Source organism: Providencia xihuensis (assembly GCF_041953405.1).
GTDB lineage: Bacteria > Pseudomonadota > Gammaproteobacteria > Enterobacterales > Enterobacteriaceae > Providencia > Providencia vermicola.
The window spans coordinates 4,405,283-4,430,137 of record NZ_CP169565.1; the positions used below are offsets into that span (position 1 = coordinate 4,405,283).

Below are 24,855 nucleotides of genomic sequence, written 5' to 3' on the forward strand. Positions count from 1 at the left end.
TTCAATTAAAATTTAGGCAAAAAAAAACTCAGCCTAGGCTGAGTTTTTAACGCAGAAAGCAAAATTATTTGATTTTTGCTTCTTTGTAGATCACATGCTTACGAACAACTGGATCGAATTTTTTCAGTTCCAGTTTTTCTGGCATTGTGCGCTTGTTCTTCGTAGTGGTATAGAAGTGACCTGTACCTTCAGAAGAAACCAGCTTGATTTTCTCGCGAATACCTTTAGCCATTTTTTAGCTCCTTAGTACTTCTCACCACGGGTACGCAGTTCAGCAAGAACAGCATCAATACCCTTTTTATCGATAACACGCATACCTTTAGCAGATACACGCAGTGTTACGAAACGTTTCTCAGACTCAACCCAGAAACGGTGAGAGTGCAGGTTTGGCAAAAAACGACGTTTGGTCGCATTTAATGCGTGTGAACGGTTGTTACCGCTCATTGGACGCTTGCCGGTAACTTGGCAGACTCGTGACATGTCTATTCTCCAAAAATCTAATCAGCTCGAGCTTTTTTGTTCTGGGTATGGCCGCCTCGTCAGGCTTAGGAGCCCATCTCAGCAAACTTTTAGTGACTGAAAAAACCGTTTATACCTAAGTAAAAAATTTACTGAGATAGGCCCTTCTCGCCAAACCCAAGATCCTTAAAGGTGGCGTAGTATACGCTTTCAATCGTTTTCACTCAAGCCCAACAACGTAAAAGTTGTCATTTTTTAGGCAAAAAATGATTTTACAGCCACCCTCGCTCTGCAAAGGAGACGCATCGTTTGTGCCCAACAACAAAATGGTCGAGTAATTTCACTCCCATAATGGAACAAGCGCTCTGGATCCGTTCAGTGACTTCTCTATCTGCGGCGCTGGGTTCAGGATTACCTGATGGGTGGTTATGCGCTAAAATGATTGAACTTGCATTCATTTTTATTGCAAAACGAATAATTTCCCTTGGATGAACTTCAACGCGGTTTAATGTGCCCTTAAACATTTCTTCATAACAAATAATTTGATTTTGAGTATTTAAAAATAACACAATAAAGACTTCGCGTTCTTGCCCCGCAAACAAATCAAGCAATCTAGATTTTAGGAGGTCAGGCCCACTCATTACATCCTCATGCAGAAATTGCTCCGAAAAAAAACGACGAGCCAACTCGCTAATGGCTTGCAACTGCGTGAATTTACAGCTTCCCATACCTTTACATTGTATTAGCTTCGTATAATCGGCTTGAATTAATAAATACAAAGAACCGAACTCCTTAATTAGCCGTTCAGCAAGTTTCAAAACTGGCTCTCCTTGACTCCCCGTTCGCAAAAAAATCGCTAATAATTCGGCATCCGAGAGCGCTGCTGCACCATAAGCAAGTAGCTTCTCTCTGGGCGGTAAGTTTTGGTGTTCATTCATGATATTATTCGTCCTTGAATTCTCTCTCACCACTTTTATCGAGTTTTCAGTGAATCACAATTGCGCTCATAAGGCTTTGCGTAGCGCTTCGCAAAAATAATAAGTTGATGCAAAATCGAGCGCGCCACCTAAACGTGCAATGTGGTAATATGCCGTTCATGTTGAGCAAAGTGGATAAAAATAATGAATCAACTATCACTATTGGGTAAACAGATAGTTATTGGTATCAGTGGGGGCATCGCCGCCTATAAAATTCCAGAACTAACGCGTCGCTTACGTGACCAAGGCGCGGTTGTACGTGTCGTCATGACTCAAGGTGCGAAAGCCTTTATTACCCCTCTGACTTTACAGGCAGTCTCTGGCCATCCAGTCGCAGACGATTTATTAGATCCAGCGGCTGAAGCAGCAATGGGTCATATTGAATTAGCAAAATGGGCTGACTTGATTATTTTAGCCCCAGCAACTGCTGATTTAATTGCTAGGCTTAATGCAGGTATGGCAAATGATTTGCTTACCACAATATGCCTTGCTAGCGCTGCGCCGATTGCCGTTGTACCCGCAATGAATCAACAAATGTATCGGGCCCGTGCAACACAAGATAATTTAATCAGATTGAAACAACGCCAGTGTATGATTTGGGGGCCTGATGAGGGCAGTCAAGCTTGTGGTGATATTGGCCCAGGCCGCATGATTGATCCGCTCGAAATTGTTCGTTTGGCTGGTGAATATTTCAATCCTAAGCTAGATTTACAAGGCATTAAACTGATGATCACTGCGGGCCCAACTCGTGAAGATCTAGACCCAGTACGTTTTATCAGCAATCACAGCTCAGGAAAAATGGGGTTTGCTATCGCACAAGCAGCAAGCCAACGAGGGGCTGATGTGACATTAATTTCAGGGCCAGTTAACCTCCCTACACCGATGAGCGTTAATCGAATTAACGTGATTAGCGGCTTAGATATGTATGAAAAAGTGCACCAATCTATCGCTGAGCAAGATATTTTTATTGGTTGCGCTGCTGTTGCAGATTACCGAGCCAAAACGGTTGCTGAAAATAAAATAAAAAAACAAGGCGATGAGTTCACGATTACACTGGTGAAAAACCCAGACATTGTCGCAAGTGTTGGGGCTCTTACAAAAAATCGCCCTTATGTTGTGGGATTTGCAGCTGAAACCCAAAATGTGGAAGAATATGCTCGCCAAAAACGACAACAAAAACAATTAGATTTAATTTGTGCCAATGATGTTTCCCTTGCAGACAACGGTTTTAATAGCGATAACAACGCATTACATCTATTTGATGCCAACGGTGAGACTCGGTTGCCACATAGCAGTAAAATTGAATTAAGCCACTATTTACTTGACGAGATACTTCAACGTTATGAAAAAAATTGACCTAAAAATCCTTGATAACCGTATCGGTAATGAATTTCCTTTACCAACCTATGCAACAACAGGTTCAGCAGGTTTAGACTTGCGCGCTTGTCTTGATGCACCTATTGATTTAGCGCCAGGTCAAACAGAATTAATTCCAACAGGTTTAGCGATTCACATCGCTGATGAAAGTCTCGCTGCAGTTATTCTTCCCCGTTCAGGGCTGGGCCATAAACACGGTGTTGTACTCGGGAATCTTGTCGGACTTATTGACTCCGATTATCAAGGGCAACTCATGGTTTCTGTTTGGAATCGTGGTGATAAAACCTTTACTGTTGAGCCAGGCGAGCGCATGGCACAAATGGTTTTTGTCCCTGTGGTTCAAGCTGAATTTAATATTGTTGACGACTTTGATGCAACAGAACGTGGTGCAGGTGGTTTCGGTCACTCAGGTCGCCAATAAATAAAATATTCTGATATTTAATATGCTATATAGAACCTACTTTAGGTTCTATATTTATGAATCAAAACAATCAGTCGCATATTACTAAACAGGAAATTGTTCAAAATTTACTTATACTCTCTACATTTTTAAACCTATTTTGCTCTGTAAGTCTCTTTACTAAGAGCAAAATTTTGGATAGTTTGTTTTGCTGTTTTAGCAGGGGTCTTATTAGACATGGCAGAAAAAGCGACAACACAAAAACGTAACAGACGTGACGAGATCTTACAGGCTCTTGCGTTAATGTTAGAAAGTAGTGATGGTAGCCAACGCATTACGACTGCAAAACTTGCAGCCTCCGTTGGTGTTTCAGAAGCAGCGTTATATCGTCATTTTCCCAGTAAAATGAAAATGTTTGATAGTCTTATTGGGTTTATTGAAGATTCACTGGTCTCGCGTATCAATCTGATTTTAAATGATGAAAAAGATACCATCATTAGAATTAAATTAATGTTAGCGTTAATTTTAGGGTTTTCAGAGAAAAACCCAGGCTTAACACGTATAATGACAGGCCATGCGCTCATGTTTGAGCAAGACAGGCTACAAGACCGAATTAACCAATTGTTTGAGCGAATAGAGTCTCAATTGCGCCAAGTGTTAAAAGAGAAAAAAATACGTGATGGTCATGGCTTTATCCATGATGAATCGCTACTTGCTTCTCAATTACTTGCTTATTGCGAAGGTATGTTATCACGCTTCGTACGTTCAGAATTTCGTTACCGACCGACTGTCGAATTTGAAGCGCGCTGGCCTTTAATTTTAGCTCAGTTACAATAACAGTTATTAGTACTACTCACCCCGCCCGTTTTTTGGGCGAGGGGATTTTTTTAAATACCGTACTGTTCTCTATAAGCTTTCATTGCCACTAAGTGTGCTTCCATACCTTCTTGTTCAGAAAGATACGTAATCAAATCACTCATCGTAATGATTGAATAAACCTTGCAGTTATAGTCACGCTCAACCTCTTGTACGGCTGAGATTTCCCCTTTTCCTTTTTCTTGACGGTCTAAACACAACAAAACACCATTGAGAGTCGCTTTTTGCTGCTTAATAATTTCCATTGATTCACGAATTGCAGTACCTGCAGTGATCACATCATCAACCACAACAACACGTCCTTGCAGAGGGCTACCAACTAATACACCACCTTCACCGTGATCTTTTGCTTCCTTACGATTAAAGCAATATGGCATATCGATATCATGATGCTCAGCCAATGCAACTGCCATTGTAGTTGCAATGGGAATACCTTTATAGGCTGGCCCAAAAATCACATCACACTCAATTGCACTCTCTTGTAGCGCTTGTGCATAAAAACGACCGACAAGTGCCAGATCACGCCCAGTATTAAATAACCCTGCATTAAAAAAATAAGGGCTTTTTCGACCTGATTTCAGCGTAAACTCACCAAATTTCAATACCTGTTTTTTCATGGCAAGTTCAATAAAATCGCGCTGATAGGCTTTCATTGGTCATTCTCCTCATTGATGACGATTATGTATATTAAATTTGTTATTTTGCTAATTGCGTTATCTGCCATTTAGCAGACATAAAAAAGGCGACTTTTCAGCCGCCTATTTAAACATTAATTTATTTCAGCGCTTCTCGCTGAGCTTCAAAAATGGTGTCGAGCCCTGTTTTGGCTAATGCTAATAGAGCCAATAATTCTTCATGGCTAAATGGTTCGCCTTCTGCGGTGCCTTGCACTTCAATCATACGGCCATCATCCATCATCACGACGTTCATGTCCGTTTCTGCCGCAGAGTCTTCAACGTACTCAAGGTCGCAAAGTGCTTCTTGGTTCACAATCCCGACCGAAACTGCAGCAACCATCGACTTCAGAGGACTTTTTGCAATTTTCCCCTGAGCAACCATATTATTCAGTGCATCCACCAGTGCCACACAAGCACCTGAAATCGCCGCTGTACGTGTACCGCCGTCAGCCTGGATAACATCACAATCTAAAGTGATGGTGAATTCACCCAATTTTTTCAGATCAACAGCTGCACGTAATGAACGGGCAATCAAACGTTGAATTTCCATTGTACGGCCAGTTTGTTTACCACGAGCCGCTTCACGTTGGTTACGTGAATTTGTTGCGCGAGGTAACATGCCGTACTCAGCGGTTACCCAACCTTGACCTTGACCTTTTAAAAAGCGAGGTACACCCTCTTCAACCGTTGCATTGCATAACACCTTCGTGTCGCCAAACTCAATAAGAACAGAGCCTTCTGCGTGTTTTGTATAATTGCGCGTGATGGTAATCGGGCGCATTTCGTCCGCTTGTCTATCTGCTGGGCGCATGGTGTTATCTCCGTTATCAACTCAAATTGGGACGCATTATACGTCCTTAAAACGATAATGCCTATCCTGTCATCTCTCATAGCGTTATAATCCCATTATCTTATCGATAATAGGAACGAATTATGATCCGTAGTATGACCGCTTTTGCCCGCCGTGATATCAAGGGTGAATGGGGGAATGCGGCCTGGGAGCTGCGTTCCGTAAACCAACGTTATTTAGAAACGTATATCCGTTTACCTGAGCAATTCAGAAGCCTTGAACCCGTTATTCGTGAACGCCTTCGTTCACGCTTAACGCGCGGAAAAGTGGAATGTAACCTGCGTTTTGAATTAGACGGTGGAAACCGTGGCGAATTAATTCTCAATGAACAATTAGCCCGCCAATTAATTAGCGCAGCAAATTGGGTCAAAAATTACAGCCACGAAGGTGAAATCAACCCCCTAGAGATTTTACGTTGGCCAGGTGTGATGTCGGCTGGCGAGCAAGATTTAGATGCCATCAGCGAACAGTTAATGGCTGGTTTAGATGAAACTATCGATGCTTTTATCCAAAGCCGAGAAGCGGAAGGTGCTTCATTGCATGCCTTAATTGAACAACGCCTTGATGGTGTTTTAGTTGAAGTGGCAAAAGTTCGTCAACATATGCCAGAAATTCTGCAATGGCAGCGCGATCGCCTTCAAAGTAAGCTCGAAGAAGCGGAAATCCAAGTGGATAACAACCGCTTAGAACAGGAGCTCATATTGCTCGCCCAACGTGTTGATGTTGCTGAGGAATTGGATAGATTAGAAGCGCACGTTAAAGAAACGCGTAATATCTTGAAGAAAAAAGAAGCCAATGGGCGCCGCCTTGACTTTATGATGCAAGAATTTAATCGTGAGTCTAATACGTTAGCATCAAAATCGATTAATAGCGAAGTCACCACTTCCGCCGTTGAACTGAAAGTATTAATCGAACAAATGAGAGAACAAATTCAGAATATTGAGTAATCTCTCTGTCTGTCATGCATGACTAAGCCAATTAATGCTCTGTGTAAATTGGCTTTTTTTATTTTACTGAAATATCCAAATAACCTGAAATAGGTGGATCCCCCCGCAATTTTGGAATAAAAATCGCATAAACTGCCTTAAAAATCCTATTTTTTGAAAATCCCTAGACGCTCAAATAATCTCCACGATAAACTATCTTTCTTCCCCAAAAAATCACTTACTCAAAAATTGGAGAGTCAAATGGTGCCGCAACAGCCTTTTGAAGATATTAGAAAAACGGATAATTCGGGAAATGAATACTGGTCAGCGAGAGAGTTGTCTAAACTCCTCGAATATTCGGAATATCGGCATTCTTACCTGTTTTAGAAAAAGCAAAAGAGGCATGTTTGCAAAGTAGACATGCCATTGAAGACCATTTCGAGGAGATCATCGATATGGTCGAAATTGGTTCTGGTGCTAAACGAAAAGCTCAAACGAGATAACATCCAAAGTAAAACAGAAGCGAATCAAACTCACTTTGAAGTTGGCCAAAAAGTGAGAGAAACCATTAAAGAACTTGGCGGTACCATGCCAGAAAATCTGCCTACCCCAGAAAAAAGCATAAGACAACTCGCTCAAAAAGAGGCGAAAAAAAAGAAAATTGATAAATAACGTCTATGTTAAATCTAGAAATACGTCGGCATTTCTAGATTTAACTATTTCCCACGGCAACAAACGCTTAATTTACCCATGCTCCCTCATAAGCATAATGCATTGATTAATAACAAATTAATCTTTGATAATTGTTTTATCGAAAAAACATGAGCTCGCTCATAAATTCACCAAATGTTTTGATTTCAATCACAGATAACAAAACAGATCTTTGACAGGCCAATAACGGGTTATTAACATCCATCTTGTATACAAGTTGAATTCAATATAAATACAATAAAATTAATTACCTCTACAGACCAATAAAAAAGGTAAGACTATGTCATACAAAGACTCTGTGATAGCACCTACAGCAAAAGACACACCAGGGCGTTTACGCTGGGGTTTAGCAGCAATATTTTTTATTATCGGTTTAATTGCCTATATGGATCGCGCCAACATTTCCATTGTTGCGGAACATATGATGACCGATTTAGGTATGAGTAAAGTCCAATTTGGTTTTTTAGGCGCATTATTTTCTCTTGGTTATGCATTAGCACAAATTCCAAGTGGAATATTAGCGGAACGCTTTGGCAGCCGGTTAATTGCGACAATAAGCTTATATGTTTGGTCTGCGTTTACCATTCTAACGGTGGTTGCACCGACTTACCTCTGGTTATGTATCGTTCGTTTTTTCTTTGGTGTTGGCGAGGCGCCTCTATACCCTTCAAATGCTGTCTTTAATACTTGGTGGTTTCGTCAAAATGAAAAAGCCAGAGCGGCAAGCTTCTTATTGGCAGGCTCTTATTTTGGCCCAGTCATCGCTCCTACCCTTACTGTTTTCATTATGATTTCTTTCGGTTGGCACGCTGTTTTCTATATCTTTGGAGTCATTGGTATTTTAATTGGTTTGATCTGGTACTTCTGCGCTCGCAATAAACCAGAACAGCACCCTAAGATTTCACAAAGCGAAATCGCATTTATACAAAGTGGCCGAACAATCAGTGAGAATGGCGGTGAAGATGTCAAAGCTCCATGGCGTAAGTTTATGAAAGAACGTCCATTTTGGGCTGTAGGCTTTCAATACTTTTTTGTCGCCTATATGACTACGTTATTTATGATTTGGTTACCAACTTACCTCCAAGAAGCACGCGGATTTTCACTAACTCAAATGGGTGTTGCGGCAAGTTTCCCATGGTTAGCCATTTGTATTGCTGTGCTTACCGCGGGTTCAGTATCTGACTGGCTACTCAATAAAGGCTACTCCCAATTAGTGGCAAGGGGCTACATCGCCATTACTGGTTTTATCCTGTTTATTGTTGGGATTTGTGGTGCTGCTCAAACGGAGAGCGCTGTTGTAAGTGTCGCATGGCTAACCCTTGCCCTCGGTGCTTTAGGCCTGCCCGTTGTGACTTCGTGGGCAATTGCCGCTGATAAAGGCCGTCAATATGCAGGATCAGTAAGTGGATGGATGAATCTGTGGGGCAATTTGGGTGGTGTTATTTCTCCAATTTTATGCGGCTGGCTTGCCCAACACTTTGGGTGGACGGTTGCCTTACTTTTCAACGTGATACCTATTAGTTTAGCCATTATTTGCTGGTTCTTCATTCAACCTGATAAACCTCTAGCAGCGGCTGTAAACCAAGATTAGTTTTACTCATACACTCTAATATAACGAATAAAGGTGCCCTATGTTTACGTTAAATCCTCGAGTTACCTGTTTTAGCCAAGAAGTGATCGAAAGCTGCCGCGATGTTTGCCCATCAACAATTGGCCATATGACCGATTTTGGCTTCATCAAAACACTACGTCCACAAATTGAAAAAAACCAGTTCATTGGCCACGCAGTAACTGTGCGAATTCCACATATGGACTCTTCAGCAGTACATAAAGTCTTTGATATTGTTCAAGAAGGTGATGTTGTTTGCATTGATATGTCAGGAGATTATGACCGCGCCTGTTGGGGTGAGATGGTGTCCTATATGGCACGAGCGAAAAAAATTGCTGGGGCTGTTATCGATGGTTGCGTAACTGATATCAAAGCGCTGCGTGAGATTGGTGTCCCTGTATTTGCTCACAAAGTCAGTCCGCTAACAACTCGAATCCTAGGCATTGAAGGCGCAATCAATGTGCCAATCAGTGTCGATGGCGTCACTATCCACCCAGGTAATTTAATTATTGCAGATGGTGATGGCATTTTAGTGGCTGATGAAGTGACATTGCAAGAATATCGCCAACGCGCGCTTAATGCACAACATGCTGAAATTGATGTCAAAAAACGCATAGATGCAGGTGAAACCTTAGCCGCTATCTCAGGCGCTGCAAAATATTTCGAATAAGGAGCCAACATGAAAGTTGCAATTGCCCAACTAGCCAGTAGCCCTAATAAAGAACAAAACTTGAAAAAAGCCTGTGATGCCATACAAAAGGCGGCTCAAGGCGGAGCAGATTTAGTTCTATTACCTGAAATGTTTATGGCATTTGTTCCCGCGGATAGTGGTATCAGCTATGCGGATGTCGCAGAGAACGTTGATGGTCCTTTTGTTTCTCAACTAGCCAAAACAGCAAAAGAGTATGGAATTTATGTGGTTTGTGGTATTTATGAACGGGCTGAGAATGAACCTAAACGCGCGTTTAACACCACCATTATGTTAAACCGCCAAGGGGAACTCATTTATCATTACCAAAAAACGCATTTATATGACGCATTCTCTTATCAAGAGTCACTCAATATCATTCAAAGTCATAATGAATTGAAACCTGTCGAAACCGAATTTGGGAAAATTGGTATTTTAGTATGCTATGAGCTGCGTTTCCCAGAAGTCGCCCGTAAATTAGCATTAGCAGGGGCAGATTTACTCCTAGTCCCAACAGCTTGGGTCAGTGGTCCTCTCAAAGAAGAGCACTACCAAACCCTAGTAAAAGCCCGTGCTCTAGAAAATACCATACCTGTTTGTGCGTGTGACCAAACCAGTAATATTTTTATTGGGCGCAGCTTAATTTGTGATGCTCTTGGCGTAACAATTGCTTCTGCAGGCTATGATGAAACCGTGTTCTTCGCTGAAATTTCCCCCGAGCACACAGCTGAAACTCGTCAAAAATTGCCCTGTATGGAAAACCGCCGTCCTGAATTATATTAACGCAATCAAAACTGGCACGGATGCTGGTTTATTATCCATATTATCACCAATAATTAACCGCCATTTGCTTATTATCTAAACAATATAAAGTTGGTACTTTACTTGTATACCAATCTATTCCTTTCTATACTCACTGAAATTTCTAATTTTGATACAAGATCCTGATGAAAGATAAACCACTCAGCCAACAAGCCTATACGGCTATTAAACATAAAATTCTCAGTAAGCAGTTTGGCGAGGAAAGCTATACCTCTGAAAACAGCTTAGTTGAAGAACTTGGTATGAGCCGTACTCCAATTCGTGAAGCGCTATATCAGCTACAAAATGAAGGTTTGGTTAAAATTATTCCACGCAAAGGGGTATTTATCCAAAAACTGTCCTTAAAAGAAACGCGGGATAATTATGATTTACGTTTAGCCATTGAGTCTCATGCAATTAAACTCGTCCGTGATTATTTAACTGAGGAACACTTCGCTTGCTTAGATGCGATAATTGAACAGCAAAAAGCGCTACTTGCCGAAAATAATTACCAAGGTTGGATTAAAGAAGATGAGCGCTTTCATCGATTCTTTTTAGAGTTACTCGATAACACTGTCTTTTTAGATTTAGCGGATAATATTCGCCAGCGTGTTTATTTTCAGCCAGACCCCATTTATCGTAATGAATATTACTTTGAGTCTACACGTCAACATCAACAACTTGTCGAACAACTCAAGCAAAAGGCTTTCAGCCAAGCAGAAGAAACTCTGACAGAACATATTCTACGAGGTAAACGTAACTATGTTTAGCGTTGAGTTGCGCCAAAAAGAAAAAGCCAAATTAATGGCTTTCTCTTTTTACGTTTTGTTCGTTATGTTTAACAGATTATCTTAGCTGGCTTTGGCTTCCTTCATTGCCGCGTCTTTATCATGACTATAATGGAAGGTAAATTGGAAAATAATCGCTAAAACAATTGTGTAAGACGAAAAGACCAGCCAAATCATTTGCCAATCTTTAATACCGTCAACAGTATAGTAATCGACAACCAACCCGCTGAGAATTGCACCAAAATAAGCACCGACACCATTCACCATGGTCATAAATAACCCTTGGGCACTCGCACGCATTCGTGTATCGACTTCTCGTTCAATAAATATTGAACCTGAAATATTAAAGAAATCAAATGCACAACCATACACAATCATCGACATGATTAAGAACATCAAACCAATCGCTGATGGATCTCCGAAGGCAAAGAACCCAAACCGCAATGTCCATGCAAACATACTTAATAACATAACGGTTTTAATGCCATAGCGTTTTAAGAAGAATGGAATTGCTAAAATAAAACACACTTCCGCCATTTGCGAGATAGATAATAATATGGAGGGATATTGCACCACTAAACTATCTTGATACAGCGGATTGAGACCAAAATCATGTAAGAACGGGTTACCAAATGTATTGGTTATTTGTAAAACCGCACCAAGCAACATAGCGAATAAGAAAAATACAGCCATTATTGGCTTCTTAAATAACACTAACGCATCTAAGCCTAGCTTGCTCATCCAGCTACTTGAAATGGCTTTTTTATTCACTTCAATTTTAGGTAATGTTAGGGAATACGCGGCTAATAGCAGCGAACATCCCCCTGCTATATATAGTTGCATACTGCTGAGTTCAAATTTTAATAAGCTAATACTCCACATGGCGACAATAAACCCAACCGTTCCAAATACACGAATTGGAGGGAAGTTACTGACCGAATCCAATTGGTATTGGCTTAGTGATGAATAACTAATGGTATTTGAAAGGGCAATTGTCGGCATAAATGCCATCGCATTTATCAACATCACCCAAAACATCACCGATGAGCTGGTGACTGTAGCGGCATAAAATAGTGCAGCTGCCCCTATCAAATGGCAGATCATATATAAGCGATTCGCTGGGATATATTTATCCGCAATAATGCCGATAAGCCCTGGCATTAAAATAGCCGCAATGCCTTTAGAGCTATAAACTAAACCAACTTCAGCACCTGAGAAACTCAAAGTTTTCATCATGTACGAGCCGAGCGTAACTAACCAACTTCCCCAAACAAAATATTGCAGGAAAAGCATGATTTTCAAGCGGGATTTAATGTTCATACGAAGCTCCGTTTGGAGTTACATGTGTTTATTTTTATTTTCAGCTCAGCGATAGCCACCCCCATTAAAATGACGGCAACACCTATAAACTGAATGAATTCGAGGGGTAATTGCAGAACAGTCACTGACAGTAAAATAGTAACGGGCAGCTGCATTGAGCTCACAATGGTCGCTAAGCTTGTACCAATCAGAGGTGTGCCTTTAGCAAACATCCACATACCGAAGAAAGAACCAAAGAAAGCCAGAGGTAATCCATAAGTAAAAAATAGCGATTGAAACGTTGATACACTAAATAAGAATGTTGGTGGCACGATAATAGAGGTCAAGATTGCGCCTCCCGTCACCATAATTGCCGAGCGCATCATCGGATCCGTTTTTACAGCCAATGCGCCACTCACATACACCCGTATCGCATTTGATAATGCTGCACATAATCCTAGTAGCACGCCTGCCCAATGAAATACGATATCTTGGCTATTTAATAACCCTGTCGCCAGTATGGTACCAATTAAGATCACTATTACAGAAACAATTGTCATTAATGGTGGTATTTGACGGTTTACGACAGCATTAATCGCCACTCCCATCCATGTAAATTGCAGAAATAGCACCACACCTAATGCTGGGGATAAATACTGCAACGATGCGTAATATAATAACCCCGTTAGGCCCGTCGTCGTCCCCGTTAACAACATCAAAAGACCTTGTTGCCGAGTTGGCCACATTAAGCGAGCTTTTTTCACTAAAGCGCCGACAACAACAAAAAACCATAACAAAATTGCACCAAGTACCGTTTGGCTACCGATTACATCATTCAAGGAATAACCTGCGCGATAAGCCAGTACAACTAATGTTGAAAGAATGCCATAACTACAAGCGCCTAAAGAAACTAAAATCAGACCTTTAAATTTCATTTCAATATTCACCTTATTAATAATTACAGCATCTTTATTTTATTTTGAGAAAAAGAGTCTTTAAATTAGAAACGCGCAATCACACCCGTGACGAGTTTCAGGAATGTCGCTTTCACTTTTTCTGCGGTTTCAATCACTTCATCATGGCTTAATGGTTGTTCCAAAATTCCGCATGCCATATTAGTTAAGCAGGAAATTCCTACGGTTTTAATTTGTGAATGATGTGCAACTAATGCTTCTGGTACTGTCGACATACCGACTGCATCAGCCCCTAATGTTCTGATCATGCGAATTTCCGCTGGTGTTTCGTAAGTCGGGCCTGTCCACCATGCGTAAACCCCTTCACGTACAGAAACACCCTGCTCAGAAGCAACATCTTTGATTGTTTGGCGTAACTCTTTGTTGTATACCTCGCTCACATCCAAGAAACGAACACCCAACTCAGGGTTATTCGGCCCCATTAATGGATTATTTGCTGTCAGGTTAATGTGATCGGTAATAATCATCAGGTCACCTGGGTTAAAATCGGTATTTACCGCGCCACAGGCGTTAGTGATAATTAATTTTTCAACACCGAGTGCTTTCATCAAACGCACAGGGAAAGTCACTTGGTCTAATGAAAAACCTTCGTAATAGTGAAAACGGCCTTTCATCGCAACTACCGTTTTGCCAGCAATCGTACCAATCACTAATTCATTCGCATGGCCAACAGCCTCAGACTTAGCAAAATGAGGCACTTCGCTATAAGGAATATGAACCGCATTCTCTAGCGTATCTGCAAATGGGCCCAATCCAGAGCCTAAAATAATCCCAACAGTTGGCTTTAATTCCGTACGTGACTGAATAAATTTCAGGCTTTCTAAAATATCTTTCGTCTGGTGCATGGCTATCTCCAAATTAAAATCGAATACTGATTGTTGAAATCGATCATAGCGTAATTTAGAAACATAACAGCGATCTTAATCTCATTTTAAGAAAAAGATTTTAGGTATGATGTGCGGCATAATGCAGAACTTTATATATAGATTTGCTAATCTTAAGCCTAATGGTTGGAACGAAAAGGAGTGGGGCGCTTGTTACATACATTATTAAATGAATTTCGCACCTCAAAAAATTCAAAAACACAAAAACTGAAAGTGCTTTACCGATTAGTTCTCAATCACGGGCCAATTCGAGCCGAGATGCTCGCTACACTCGCGAGTATGAAGCCAGCCACCTGTGCAAGATTGCTAGATGAGCTGAGTAAATGCCAATTAATTTCAACCTCTGAGCTGGGTGAATCCACAGGAGGACGTAAGCCCATTTTGTACAGTATCAACCCTGCGGATGGTTACCTTGTTGGTATTGAAATGAGTGATATCTATTCCACCATTGTTTTACAAAACCTAAAACTCGAAATTCTAGGGATGGTGAAAGTCAAATATGAGCACCTTGAAACGGCTGAGAACATGCTCGATCATCTGCTTAGTAAAGTTGACTCCCTCCTTGCAGGACATCAACTAAGTGTAGAAAACCTGCTCGGTATCGGCATTGCTATCGACCATATTTTAGAGCGTGACAAACTCCCCTATCATCAATATAACTCGCGCATCAAAGGGCTCTATAACTACATCACGCAAAAAGTACCGTGCTTTGTGCTACTGGGAAGCGGGATCAGTTTTGCCGCATTCGCCGAATACCGTTTACATTATACGTCTGATAGCCAACGATTTTTATTTACCACCTGCGACACGGACATTCGCAGTTGCACGATCATCAATAATCATTACGCACCCGCACCAATTAGCACTGCGCAGGCATTTGGCCATACAACGATTGATATTAATGGGCAACGCTGTGAATGTGGCTCGTTTGGCTGTTTAAAGCAATACAGCTCGTTGTCCGCCATAAAATCTCGGGTGATCCAACAACTCCGATTAGGTAAAAGCTCGGTCATTAATGATCTTGTTAATAATGAAGCAGATATTAACTACCACACAATTTTCCAAGCGCTGACATTAAACGACACCATTTGTCTCGAAGCTCTTGAAGAAGCGGCTTATTATTATGGAATCGCTATCGCGAATGCTATTTTAACGACTCAAGCAGATGTCGTTGTTTGTGGTGGAACCTTAACACCAAAAAATCATTTCTTTGAGATGACGAAAAAGTCCGTTGAAGAAAAATTAGCCGCCTTCCCTCATATCAAAACACGTATTTATGCAGCTAATGACTCTTATGAAATTGTCGCACAAGGTGCTGGGGGAATGGTAATGGAAAATTACCTTTCAGATTAACGACTTCTTTCATTAAGAGGGATAGAGTGTAGAATAAATCCACTATTTTATACTCTATCACGCAAAATGAGGGGATCATGATCGAATTTGAGCATATCAACGATGCTGTAATATCACCGATATTACAGCAACTTTACAGCAAATCTCCTCTCGTTCACTGCATGACCAATGATGTCGTTCAAACCTTTACCGCAAATGTTCTGTTAGCGCTAAATTGTTCCCCTGCCATGGTCATTGAACCTGAAGAAGCTGAGCAATTTGCTGCCATAGCAAACAGTTTATTAATTAATGTGGGAACACTCACGACGGATAGGCAACAAGCAATGAAACGCGCTGTACATAGTGCAAATACCGCGGAAAAACCTTGGGTTCTTGACCCTGTTGCTGTTGGTGCTCTCACTTTTCGTACCCGCTTCTGTCATGAGCTTCTTGGCCTTAAACCTGCTGCAATTCGGGGCAATGCATCCGAAATTATGGCATTAGCAGGTAACAGTCTCGGTGGTCGAGGGGTAGACTCCCTAAACTCCACAAATGATGCCCTTCCTGCAGCAAAATCACTGGCCAAACAAGCGAACACCATTGTCGCCATCAGTGGCGAAATTGATTATGTCACTGATGGCAAACGCACAATTGCTATCGCAGGCGGGGATATTTTAATGACTCGCGTAGTTGGGACGGGATGCGCACTATCCGCTGTCGTTGCCGCTAGCTGTGCGCTATCTGGTGATAGGCTACAACATGTTGCAACCGCTTGTGCACTAATGAAACAGGCAGGGGAAACGGCGACACAGCGCTGTCGCGGTACTGGTAGCTTTATCCATGAGTTTTTAGATGCACTTTATCAATTAAACCCATAAATTCACCGATAAGAAAACTCAATTTAGTCTATAACCGAGTTTTCTTACCTCGCAACTTTCTAGACCAATGGCGAAAGTTATCCCTAAAACGAATAAACCGATAAGCCCCGTTTTTTTTGTCTGGCTCAATACCATAAAAACGTTTTAAGGCGATTAAATCATTTGCTTTACATATGGTTAAATTTCCGTAATCAGACAAATCAATCACTTTCAGTCCATTCTCTGTCAAAACAAAGTTTCCTGCATGAATATCATTAGAAGATAAACCATAGCGATGAAGTTGGTCGATAACCGATTTCATTTCAGCATAATAAGGTGTTAGATCATCCAATTCTGATAGGACAGTTCCTTCAACATATTCAGCAATAATCCACGTTTCAACTGATTCACGGCATTGCATTTTTTCTGCCACAAAATAGATGTCATTTGTAACAGTGCAGCCCTGATTTTGTGCGGAGACTAAACGCATTAATAAACGTGAATAAAATGGGCCAGATAACATACGCATTACTCTTTTTTCAATGCGTTTATCCCGCTCTTTTTCACATTTGATAATATAATTTTGGCCATTTAGTTGAATACGTTCGACACTTCGTTCTGCATTTCCACTGCCTAAATCTTTACCAACAATTCGTCCATCAATATAGTCAGTCATGACTTGCCAAAAATCAATTTCACCTGCTTTTTGGTAAGTTATGAAGTCACCTCTTTGTTTTTTTATAACTTTTTGCATGACAGAGCGCCCGCTTTTTAATCAATCGGCGGATGCTAACAAATGAAAAAAGACATTTCTTAGCGATTCTTGCAAAAATGGTTCAAAAATAAAGAAGTTGTGGAATACCGCACAAAATGAGCGGTTTTTAGGAAGGAAAAGGTGAAAAATAGGCTGGCAAACTGCCAACCCATTCTTACTATTAATATTTAGTCATTACCAAATAAATCACGGGTATAGACTTTGTCTGCCACATCTTCGATTTCAGGCACCATACGGTTGGCTAAAATAATGTCGCACTGCGCTTTAAATTCAGCTAAGTCATTGACCACTTTTGAACGGAAAAACTCGGTTTCTTTCATCACAGGCTCATACACCACCACTTCAATGCCTTTGGCTTTGATGCGCTTCATGATGCCCTGCACCGCAGAAGCACGGAAATTATCTGACCCTGCTTTCATCACTAAGCGATAGACACCGACTTTACGTGGTGCTTTGGCAATAATTGCGTCCGAAATGAAGTCTTTACGCGTGCGGTTGGATTCGACAATCGCGTTAATCAGGTTGTTCGGCACATCATCGTAGTTAGCCAGCAATTGCTTGGTATCTTTCGGTAAACAATAACCGCCGTAACCGAATGATGGGTTATTATAATGACTGCCAATACGCGGGTCTAACGAAACACCTTCAATAATTTGGCGTGCATTTAAACCGCGGCTTTCTGCGTAAGTGTCTAGCTCATTAAAATACGCCACTCGCATCGCTAAGTAAGTGTTAGCGAACAACTTAATGGCTTCGGCTTCAGTTCCATCAGTAAATAACACCGGAACATCTTTTTTGATGGCGCCTTCCAGCAACAAATCGGCAAAAATTTGCGCGCGCTCAGAACGCTCACCGACCACAATACGGGACGGGTGCAAGTTATCCCATAATGCGCGGCCCTCACGTAGAAATTCTGGAGAGAAAATCACGTTGGTATAACCAAATTCTTCCCGTAAACGTGCGGTAAAACCGACAGGAATGGTCGATTTCACGATAATCGTGGCGGTTGGGTTGATTTCATTTACATCATGAATAACCGATTCCACCGATTTAGTATTGAAATAGTTAGTTTTTGGGTCATAGTCTGTTGGCGTAGCAACAATAACGTACTGCGCACCCGTATAAGCTTCCACTTTATCTTCCGTGGCGCGGAAATTCAGTGTTTTTTCCGTTAAAAACTGCTCAATCTCCGTGTCGACAATGGGTGATTGGTGGTTGTTTAACATCGCCACTTTTTCGGGAATGATGTCCACAGCAACCACTTCGTGGTGTTGTGACAGTAACATGGCGTTAGATAGACCGACGTAGCCAGTCCCTGCGATTGCTATTTTCAAACTTGCCTCTCAAATCCTGCTACGGATATTACAGGTTGTTGATATTATTGATGGTAATAAGAACGATACCAATCAACAAACGCCTGAACACCCTGTTCAATAGAAACCTGTGGGCGATAACCTGTTACATTAAACAGGTCTTCTGTATCTGCCCACGTTGTGTACACATCCCCAGCTTGCATCGGTAAAAAGTTTTTAATTGCTTCTTTTCCAAGGGCTTTTTCTAACGCAGAAATAAACTCAATCAACTTAACGGGCTGGCCGTTACCAATATTATAGATGCGATACGGTGCGCTGCTTTGCGCTGGTGATGTCGAATGATTGTTTGGGTCTGCTTGAGGGATTATATCGGAAATTCGTATCACCCCTTCGACAATATCATCAACAAAAGTGAAATCACGGCTCAGATTGCCGTTATTATAAACATCAATAGCTTCGCCCGCTAAAATGGCTTTAGTAAATTTAAATAACGCCATATCAGGACGTCCCCATGGCCCATATACCGTAAAGAAGCGCAAACCTGTTGTTGGTAACTGATATAGGTGTGAATAGGAATGGGACATTAATTCATTGGCTTTCTTTGTTGCGGCATACAATGAAATGGGGTGATCTGTAGGCATGTCCGTGGTAAATGGCGCATTATCCGTCACACCGTACACAGAACTAGAAGAAGCATACACCAGATGCTTCACTTTCGCTTGACGGCAGCCTTCTAAAATCGATAAATGCCCAGTTAAGTTGCTGTCCGCGTAAGCAAATGGATTTTCTAACGAGTAACGCACACCAGCTTGAGCGGCAAGGTGGATCACTCGGTCAAACTGCTCTTGGGTACATAGTACTCTGACCGTTTCACGATCCGTCAAATCAAGGTGAATAAAGCGAAATAAGGGGTGTTGCTCTAATAAATGTAAACGAGATTGTTTAAGGCCCTGATCGTAATAGGCATTTAGGTTATCAATTCCAACGACTTCATGCCCATTTTCTAATAAACGCTGACACAATCTAAAACCAATAAAACCCGCACTTCCCGTGACCAAGTATTTCATATTTATCGTCTTCTAGCATTAAACCATTCACAAAGCTCAATAGAGCACCAAGTTTCACAGAAAAAATTAACTTAATTTAAGACAAAAAAAACAGTGAATGGTTTTATGGTTAGAATAATAATGTGTAAAAAAGCAGTGAATTTTAAGGAAGTATTAAGATTTCAAAAATCGACATAAAAGAAAGCCGCAAGTTTGCTCCAACCTGCGGCCAATCATCACAATTTATTGAGTACCGCTTTTATCTGCCGCTTCCAATGTGCGATAAATGTAATTACGGTAACTATCTAACAATTTTTGGTCTTCACAATCATTGAGCTTACCATCACATAAATGACGCATTTTGATATTTGCTTCATAGAATGGAGAAATCTTTAAGTTTGCTCTTTCCAGCAAAATTCCACCCAAGAATGAAATATCGGTTAATTCCCCTGTTTTGATTGCAGTACCTGATTTTAAATTGTCCCGCAATGTAAATTGCGTTAAATACGCAGGGGATGAAAATGGTGAATCGTACTGATTTAGGCTAATACCTGGTTGATGGTCCCCAAAATATAAAAACATTAACGGGCGGTCGCGCTTATCAATAAACTCAGCGAAATCTCGCATCGCCCCATCGGACGCGGTAATTTTTTCCATATAGTGGCTAAATTCACCAGCTGCATCTTGATGCTTAATTTTATCTTTTATACCGAAATCATCACTATGTGTTTCTTTATAAGGCCCATGTTCATACATGGTTAAAGAGAAAATAAAGACTGGCTTATCCGTTTCTTTTGCTAAGATTTCTTTGACGTACTTCAGCATGTCGTCCGTGCTAATAGTCCATAGATTATCTTGTAATTTCCCTGGGTAGCCAAGTTCCTGGGGCTGAATAATTCTATCCACACCTAATGTTTCATATGCATGACCCGAATGATAAGCCCCTTTATTAAATGGCGTCAGCACAACAGTATAATAACCATTGGCTTTCATTTCTTTAAATAAGCTATTTTTCAAGTTATCGACAATAAAGTAAAACACACCACTTTTTTGTGCCCCGAAATCATCACTATTTAACCCAGTTAACGCTGAAAACTCAGATAACCAAGTGCCACCACCAAAGGTTTGGACTCGCATTTGACTATGAGCAGTGACCCCAGCATCCTGCTGGAACATAAATAAATTAGGGAGTTTCGTGCCTTCTGGCAAATCATAAATGTGCGGGTCAACCGTTGATTCTTGCAGTAATAAAACAATGTCTGGCTTTTCTGACGAGGTGCTATTGTTTAATGAGACTGTCGCCGCTTTTTCGATAAAGTAGTCAGCGGTACCCACAAACTCAGGAGATTGGTAACTGGAATTTTTTGCGGACATAATGATATTAGTCACAGTCCCGCGGCCTTTTGGCAACGTCTGGGACCATCGGTCATAATAATGGGAGCTAGCAAAATTAGCGCCAAAATAACCCACAACAACCAGTATCACACCTAAAATGCGTGAAACATGTGATTTGCTCGACTTAATTAAACGCCAACTAATGGCACCATTAACGACCAGTAGAATTAATAGCCCAACTAGCGCAACACCTGCTAACCAATAATGGCTTAACGTGCCCATATTAGAGGTGTCTGTCATAATATTAATATCAGTGAAGAAAAGCTGTTCTTTGTAATAATGGACTTTTAACTGATTTAGGAATTTTATGATAATAAACAGGGTACTGGTAATTACGACAGAAAATAACCAGCGTGCGGTTAATACCATTAAAATACCAAATAACACAGCATATACACTGAGCGATATGAGTGCAGGATAAATCACGCTACCTTTCTCAAACACCAAGAAAAGAGAGCCAATAAAGATCAATGCTAGATAAAAGCCTGCAAATAACTTTTTCTTCATCAGTTTTACCACAAGTTTAATATGAGGGGTTTGCTATGAGGCACCACTATAGCGGATCAAAACACTCAATTTATTCAACGAAAATGCCTTTATCTCGTAAATAGTGACCATCGCCTTTACGACGAGTAAAACCGCTTTTGTCAAAAAACTCAAGAATTTGTATCGCAAGTTTTCGACCAATCCCTAACTCATTACGAAAATCAGCAGCAAAAATGACGTCATTTTCCAAACAATGACGGTGGATTAGTGATGCGAAATGATTAATTTGCTCATGGCTATAATAACGATCACGAACGATAGCGGTAATTAACCCCATTTGAGCCGCTTTTTTGAGTACTCGGCGCATAGCCTCTTCTTCATGCCCAGTTTCTACTGCTAAATCACGTACCCACCATGCCTCATTGCGCGTCAATAAAGGGAAAATTTGTTGCCAAATCACTTCCTGCTGGGCATCAAAAATAAGTCCATGCTGCGGCATATGCAACCAACCGCGCGTTTGCTTAATCGTTCCATTTTCAATCAAGTCATTAATTAATTTGAAAACTAACGCATCACTCATTGAAGGCAGTGCCATACGTTTTAAACGCGCTTTTCCAACGCCTATCTGGTCGCTATGTACTTCATTAAATTTTTCAAGCGTTTGAATTAATCGGTCTTTCGCAGTTTGTGCTTTAAACGCAGAGAGAACGCTATTTCCAACATGTTCTGCATCCGTTTGCACTAATATGTTTTCAAGTGCATCACCTGTTAACTGCCTAGCCCAACCATAATCTTGTAGGTTTAATTCACCTTGAGGAAGTTGCAACTTGAAATGCGTTAGCTCATCATCTTCTTTCGACAATAAAGCTAACCAATCTAAAAATTCTGGAAGGCGCTTTCCTCGACGAGGAGAGGTTAATCTGAGCACTCTAGCCCCCCCTAATGTTTGGCGGGCACTGATATCTCGAATAATCAATCGGTCATTATCAGCTAACCATAATGGGGTATCTAAAATTAACTCGGCAAGAACAGGTGTTTCCCCTTGCTCAACCAATAAAGAAACTCGCCCAGTGATATGACTTGCACCATGGTATAAGTGGACAGGCTGCCAATGCTTAATTAGCGAGTCACACTCCAGTTCAACAATCACACGATTAGCAATAAATGCAGGTTTTTCGGCCAGTAACCAATCACCTCGGGTGATATCTTCTTTATCAATATCACCTGAAAGATTTAATGCAACACGGTCACCCGCCTGTGCAAAATCTGCAGGTTGATTTTGCCGATGGATCCCCCTAACGCGCACTTGCTTATCTGCGCCTGTCACCCACAATGAGCCGCCGACTTGGACTTGGCCTGCAAGGGCCGTTCCTGTAACAACAATCCCTGCGCCTTTAACATGGAAAACACGGTCTATCGCTAAGCGAAAACGGCGTTGTAAATTTTCATGTGTTCCACTTTGCTGATGTAACTGCTGCAAGTATTCGCGTAATGCATCAATACCGCGCCCATCTAGGGTCGAGGTGATAAACAAAGTCGCATTAGGCCAACCTTGTTGAGATAATTCAGCTTTAACCTGTTCAGCCACCTGTTCGATACGTAAATCATCAGCGCGGTCTGCTTTCGTTAAAATAACCGTAAGATCTTGGCAACCTGCAAGCCTTAAAATAGACAAGTGCTCAAGAGTTTGCGCCATCACGCCATCATCACACGCCACGACAAGAAGTGCATGATTAATCCCGCCGATTCCCGCCAACATATTAGCTAAGAACTTTTCATGCCCTGGAACATCAATAAAACCAATAGCACTACCATCACATTGAGGCCAATAGGCATAGCCCAAATCGATAGTCATCCCACGCTTTTTCTCTTCAGGAAGATGCGCAGTATTTATGCCTGTAATTAGTTGAATTAATGATGTTTTTCCATGGTCAACATGGCCTGCAGTTGCGAAAATCATGAAAGTAAAACCTGTAATAATGTATGTTCATCATCGAGGCAGCGCAAATCTAGCCACAGTTTCCCATCTTTCATTCGTCCAATCACAGGTTCAGATAGTTGACGCCAATGAGACGCTAACTGCTCCAATGTACCGCCTTTACCATTGAGAGGCGCAAAGGTAATCGCAAAGCTTGGCAATCTATCAATAGGTAATGAGCCACTACCAATTTGTGACAAGCAAGGTTCAATTTCAACGATAAACTTGTCACCATAGAATGCCTGTAAAGCCACTAACACATTATCTGCACTACGACGAATTGTCTCAGGGTCACGCGTTAACCAACGTAATGTCGGTAAATCATTAGTCAGTTTTTCAGGGGTAAGATAGAGCTTTAATGTCGCTTCCAGTGCCGCTAACGTCATTTTGTCGACTCGTAATGCACGTTTTAACGGATGTTTTTGTATAGCATCGATCCATTTTTTCTTTCCAAGAATGATACCTGCTTGTGGGCCTCCTAGCAGTTTATCTCCTGAAATAGAAACCAAATCAACACCTTGAGTGAGATAAGTATGAGGCATAGGCTCCTCAGGCAAACCATATGCCGTCATATCAATCATGGAACCACTGCCTAAATCAATTGCTGTGGGAAGCTGGTATTTTTTGCCTAACTCAGCCAGTTCATGACCTTCAACCTCAGCGGTGAAGCCTTCAATGCTATAGTTACTGGTATGCACCTTCATTAATAGTGCGGTGTGCTCATTAATCGCATTTTCGTAATCACGTAAGTGAGTACGATTAGTGGTACCCACTTCAACCAGTTGGCAACCCGCTTGAGACATTACATCTGGCACACGAAAAGCACCGCCAATTTCAACCAACTCACCGCGAGAAACAATCACTTGCTGACCATTTGCCACCGTTGCAAGCAACAATAAAACTGCTGCGGCATTATTATTTACAATACAAGCATCCTCTGCGCCTGTGAGCTCGCAAAGTAAATCTGCAATTGCGCGATCCCGATGACCACGCATTGCGCCATCAAGAGAATATTCTAATGTGACAGATGAACTCATCGCTTTGCTAACTGCGTCAATCGCTGTTTTGGACATCACTGCTCGCCCAAGATTGGTATGCAAAACCGTTCCCGTTAGATTAAAGACATTTTTTAATGCACTTTGGCCTAATTCATCGTGGCGTTTAGCGAGTTCTTTTAGCCAGTCAATATGCCAATCTGGTAGCTGTCCCTGCTGAGAGATACACTTTCGCGCTTGTTCCTGCATTTCACGTAAACACGTGGTGACCCAATGCAACCCCGACTGTTCAACCAATATTTGCACTTCATCAAGCTGCAATAGTTTGTCAATTGAGGGTAATTGTCGATATAACGCTAAGTTTGCTTCCACCATAGTCACT

At 41.3% G+C, this 24,855-nt stretch carries 24 protein-coding genes and 1 pseudogene; 11 read left to right on the forward strand and 14 right to left on the reverse strand.

What is annotated here, in order from left to right; translation table 11 throughout:
• Nucleotides 1-64: 64 nt before the first annotated feature.
• The 3 genes from rpmG to radC all read right to left on the reverse strand — a co-directional run bounded on the left by rpmG (nucleotide 65) and on the right by radC (nucleotide 1,397).
• Complete coding sequence (rpmG, locus tag ACE2AL_RS20130) at nucleotides 65-232, reverse strand: 50S ribosomal protein L33 (RefSeq protein WP_004265124.1); 168 nt, start codon at nucleotides 230-232, stop codon at nucleotides 65-67.
• An 11-nt stretch (nucleotides 233-243) separates the two neighbouring features.
• Nucleotides 244-480: a 50S ribosomal protein L28 gene (rpmB, locus tag ACE2AL_RS20135; RefSeq protein ID WP_004265123.1), complete on the reverse strand. Its 237-nt coding sequence runs from the start codon at nucleotides 478-480 to the stop codon at nucleotides 244-246.
• Between the two features lie 251 nt (nucleotides 481-731).
• Entirely contained in the window at nucleotides 732-1,397 is a 666-nt protein-coding gene (radC, locus tag ACE2AL_RS20140) for a DNA repair protein RadC (RefSeq protein ID WP_272539969.1), read from the reverse strand.
• Between the two features lie 183 nt (nucleotides 1,398-1,580).
• Here radC and coaBC point away from each other — a divergent pair, with 183 nt between their 5' ends.
• The 3 genes from coaBC to slmA all read left to right on the forward strand — a co-directional run bounded on the left by coaBC (nucleotide 1,581) and on the right by slmA (nucleotide 4,050).
• Complete coding sequence (gene coaBC / locus ACE2AL_RS20145) at nucleotides 1,581-2,792, forward strand: bifunctional phosphopantothenoylcysteine decarboxylase/phosphopantothenate--cysteine ligase CoaBC (protein ID WP_272539970.1); 1,212 nt, start codon at nucleotides 1,581-1,583, stop codon at nucleotides 2,790-2,792.
• Entirely contained in the window at nucleotides 2,779-3,234 is a 456-nt protein-coding gene (gene dut / locus ACE2AL_RS20150; protein ID WP_206085702.1) for a dUTP diphosphatase, read from the forward strand. Before coaBC ends, dut begins: the two co-directional genes overlap by 14 nt.
• 216 nt (nucleotides 3,235-3,450) lie before the next feature.
• Nucleotides 3,451-4,050, forward strand: coding sequence for a nucleoid occlusion factor SlmA (gene slmA / locus ACE2AL_RS20155; protein ID WP_206085700.1), 600 nt, complete (start codon nucleotides 3,451-3,453; stop codon nucleotides 4,048-4,050).
• Nucleotides 4,051-4,100: 50 nt separating this feature from the next.
• On the opposite strand, the gene pyrE is transcribed toward slmA, so the two are convergent.
• Together pyrE and rph are read right to left on the reverse strand one after the other, a co-directional pair.
• Nucleotides 4,101-4,742 (reverse strand): orotate phosphoribosyltransferase, encoded by a 642-nt coding sequence (gene pyrE, locus ACE2AL_RS20160; protein WP_206085693.1) that lies wholly within the window; start codon nucleotides 4,740-4,742, stop codon nucleotides 4,101-4,103.
• A gap of 121 nt (nucleotides 4,743-4,863) precedes the next feature.
• Nucleotides 4,864-5,577, reverse strand: coding sequence for a ribonuclease PH (rph, locus tag ACE2AL_RS20165; protein ID WP_206085691.1), 714 nt, complete (start codon nucleotides 5,575-5,577; stop codon nucleotides 4,864-4,866).
• 122 nt (nucleotides 5,578-5,699) lie between these two features.
• Here rph and ACE2AL_RS20170 point away from each other — a divergent pair, with 122 nt between their 5' ends.
• The 6 genes and pseudogenes from ACE2AL_RS20170 to ACE2AL_RS20195 all read left to right on the forward strand — a co-directional run bounded on the left by ACE2AL_RS20170 (nucleotide 5,700) and on the right by ACE2AL_RS20195 (nucleotide 11,121).
• Nucleotides 5,700-6,563 carry a YicC/YloC family endoribonuclease gene (locus ACE2AL_RS20170; RefSeq protein WP_272539971.1) on the forward strand — a complete coding sequence of 288 codons (864 nt, stop codon included), beginning with the start codon at nucleotides 5,700-5,702 and terminating at the stop codon, nucleotides 6,561-6,563.
• Nucleotides 6,564-6,803: 240 nt separating this feature from the next.
• Nucleotides 6,804-7,214, forward strand: a pseudogene (locus tag ACE2AL_RS20175) (hypothetical protein).
• A gap of 319 nt (nucleotides 7,215-7,533) precedes the next feature.
• Entirely contained in the window at nucleotides 7,534-8,844 is a 1,311-nt protein-coding gene (locus ACE2AL_RS20180; RefSeq protein WP_206085687.1) for an MFS transporter, read from the forward strand.
• A 40-nt stretch (nucleotides 8,845-8,884) separates the two neighbouring features.
• Complete coding sequence (locus ACE2AL_RS20185) at nucleotides 8,885-9,532, forward strand: RraA family protein (protein ID WP_206085685.1); 648 nt, start codon at nucleotides 8,885-8,887, stop codon at nucleotides 9,530-9,532.
• A gap of 9 nt (nucleotides 9,533-9,541) precedes the next feature.
• A complete protein-coding gene (locus ACE2AL_RS20190; protein ID WP_206085684.1) occupies nucleotides 9,542-10,333 on the forward strand; it encodes a carbon-nitrogen hydrolase family protein in 792 nt (263 codons plus the stop codon).
• A 164-nt stretch (nucleotides 10,334-10,497) separates the two neighbouring features.
• Nucleotides 10,498-11,121 carry a GntR family transcriptional regulator gene (locus ACE2AL_RS20195; RefSeq protein ID WP_047756388.1) on the forward strand — a complete coding sequence of 208 codons (624 nt, stop codon included), beginning with the start codon at nucleotides 10,498-10,500 and terminating at the stop codon, nucleotides 11,119-11,121.
• An 81-nt stretch (nucleotides 11,122-11,202) separates the two neighbouring features.
• Here the strand turns inward: ACE2AL_RS20195 and ACE2AL_RS20200 are convergent, their stop codons facing one another.
• The 3 genes from ACE2AL_RS20200 to ACE2AL_RS20210 form a co-directional block, all read right to left on the reverse strand.
• The gene (locus tag ACE2AL_RS20200; RefSeq protein WP_225820420.1) at nucleotides 11,203-12,459 is read right to left on the reverse strand and encodes a nucleoside permease; all 1,257 of its coding nucleotides are present in this window, start codon (nucleotides 12,457-12,459) and stop codon (nucleotides 11,203-11,205) included.
• Complete coding sequence (locus ACE2AL_RS20205; protein WP_206085680.1) at nucleotides 12,456-13,373, reverse strand: DMT family transporter; 918 nt, start codon at nucleotides 13,371-13,373, stop codon at nucleotides 12,456-12,458. Before ACE2AL_RS20205 ends, ACE2AL_RS20200 begins: the two co-directional genes overlap by 4 nt.
• A gap of 65 nt (nucleotides 13,374-13,438) precedes the next feature.
• Complete coding sequence (locus ACE2AL_RS20210) at nucleotides 13,439-14,257, reverse strand: purine-nucleoside phosphorylase (protein WP_206085679.1); 819 nt, start codon at nucleotides 14,255-14,257, stop codon at nucleotides 13,439-13,441.
• A gap of 189 nt (nucleotides 14,258-14,446) precedes the next feature.
• On the opposite strand from ACE2AL_RS20210, the gene ACE2AL_RS20215 reads away from it, so the two are divergent.
• Nucleotides 14,447-15,649, forward strand: coding sequence for an ROK family protein (locus ACE2AL_RS20215; protein WP_272574399.1), 1,203 nt, complete (start codon nucleotides 14,447-14,449; stop codon nucleotides 15,647-15,649).
• Nucleotides 15,650-15,726: 77 nt separating this feature from the next.
• Nucleotides 15,727-16,506 (forward strand): hydroxyethylthiazole kinase, encoded by a 780-nt coding sequence (gene thiM, locus ACE2AL_RS20220; RefSeq protein ID WP_375083802.1) that lies wholly within the window; start codon nucleotides 15,727-15,729, stop codon nucleotides 16,504-16,506.
• A 28-nt stretch (nucleotides 16,507-16,534) separates the two neighbouring features.
• Here thiM and ACE2AL_RS20225 read toward each other — a convergent pair whose 3' ends face one another.
• The 6 genes from ACE2AL_RS20225 to selA all read right to left on the reverse strand — a co-directional run bounded on the left by ACE2AL_RS20225 (nucleotide 16,535) and on the right by selA (nucleotide 24,848).
• Nucleotides 16,535-17,239, reverse strand: coding sequence for a lipopolysaccharide core heptose(II) kinase RfaY (locus tag ACE2AL_RS20225; protein ID WP_375083803.1), 705 nt, complete (start codon nucleotides 17,237-17,239; stop codon nucleotides 16,535-16,537).
• 188 nt (nucleotides 17,240-17,427) lie between these two features.
• Nucleotides 17,428-18,594: a nucleotide sugar dehydrogenase gene (locus ACE2AL_RS20230; protein WP_206085674.1), complete on the reverse strand. Its 1,167-nt coding sequence runs from the start codon at nucleotides 18,592-18,594 to the stop codon at nucleotides 17,428-17,430.
• A 44-nt stretch (nucleotides 18,595-18,638) separates the two neighbouring features.
• Entirely contained in the window at nucleotides 18,639-19,640 is a 1,002-nt protein-coding gene (locus ACE2AL_RS20235) for an NAD-dependent epimerase (protein ID WP_206085664.1), read from the reverse strand.
• A gap of 222 nt (nucleotides 19,641-19,862) precedes the next feature.
• Entirely contained in the window at nucleotides 19,863-21,521 is a 1,659-nt protein-coding gene (locus ACE2AL_RS20240; protein WP_206085662.1) for an LTA synthase family protein, read from the reverse strand.
• Between the two features lie 70 nt (nucleotides 21,522-21,591).
• Complete coding sequence (gene selB, locus ACE2AL_RS20245) at nucleotides 21,592-23,460, reverse strand: selenocysteine-specific translation elongation factor (RefSeq protein ID WP_375083804.1); 1,869 nt, start codon at nucleotides 23,458-23,460, stop codon at nucleotides 21,592-21,594.
• Nucleotides 23,457-24,848 carry an L-seryl-tRNA(Sec) selenium transferase gene (gene selA, locus ACE2AL_RS20250; protein ID WP_206085658.1) on the reverse strand — a complete coding sequence of 464 codons (1,392 nt, stop codon included), beginning with the start codon at nucleotides 24,846-24,848 and terminating at the stop codon, nucleotides 23,457-23,459. Before selA ends, selB begins: the two co-directional genes overlap by 4 nt.
• Nucleotides 24,849-24,855 lie beyond the last annotated feature (7 nt).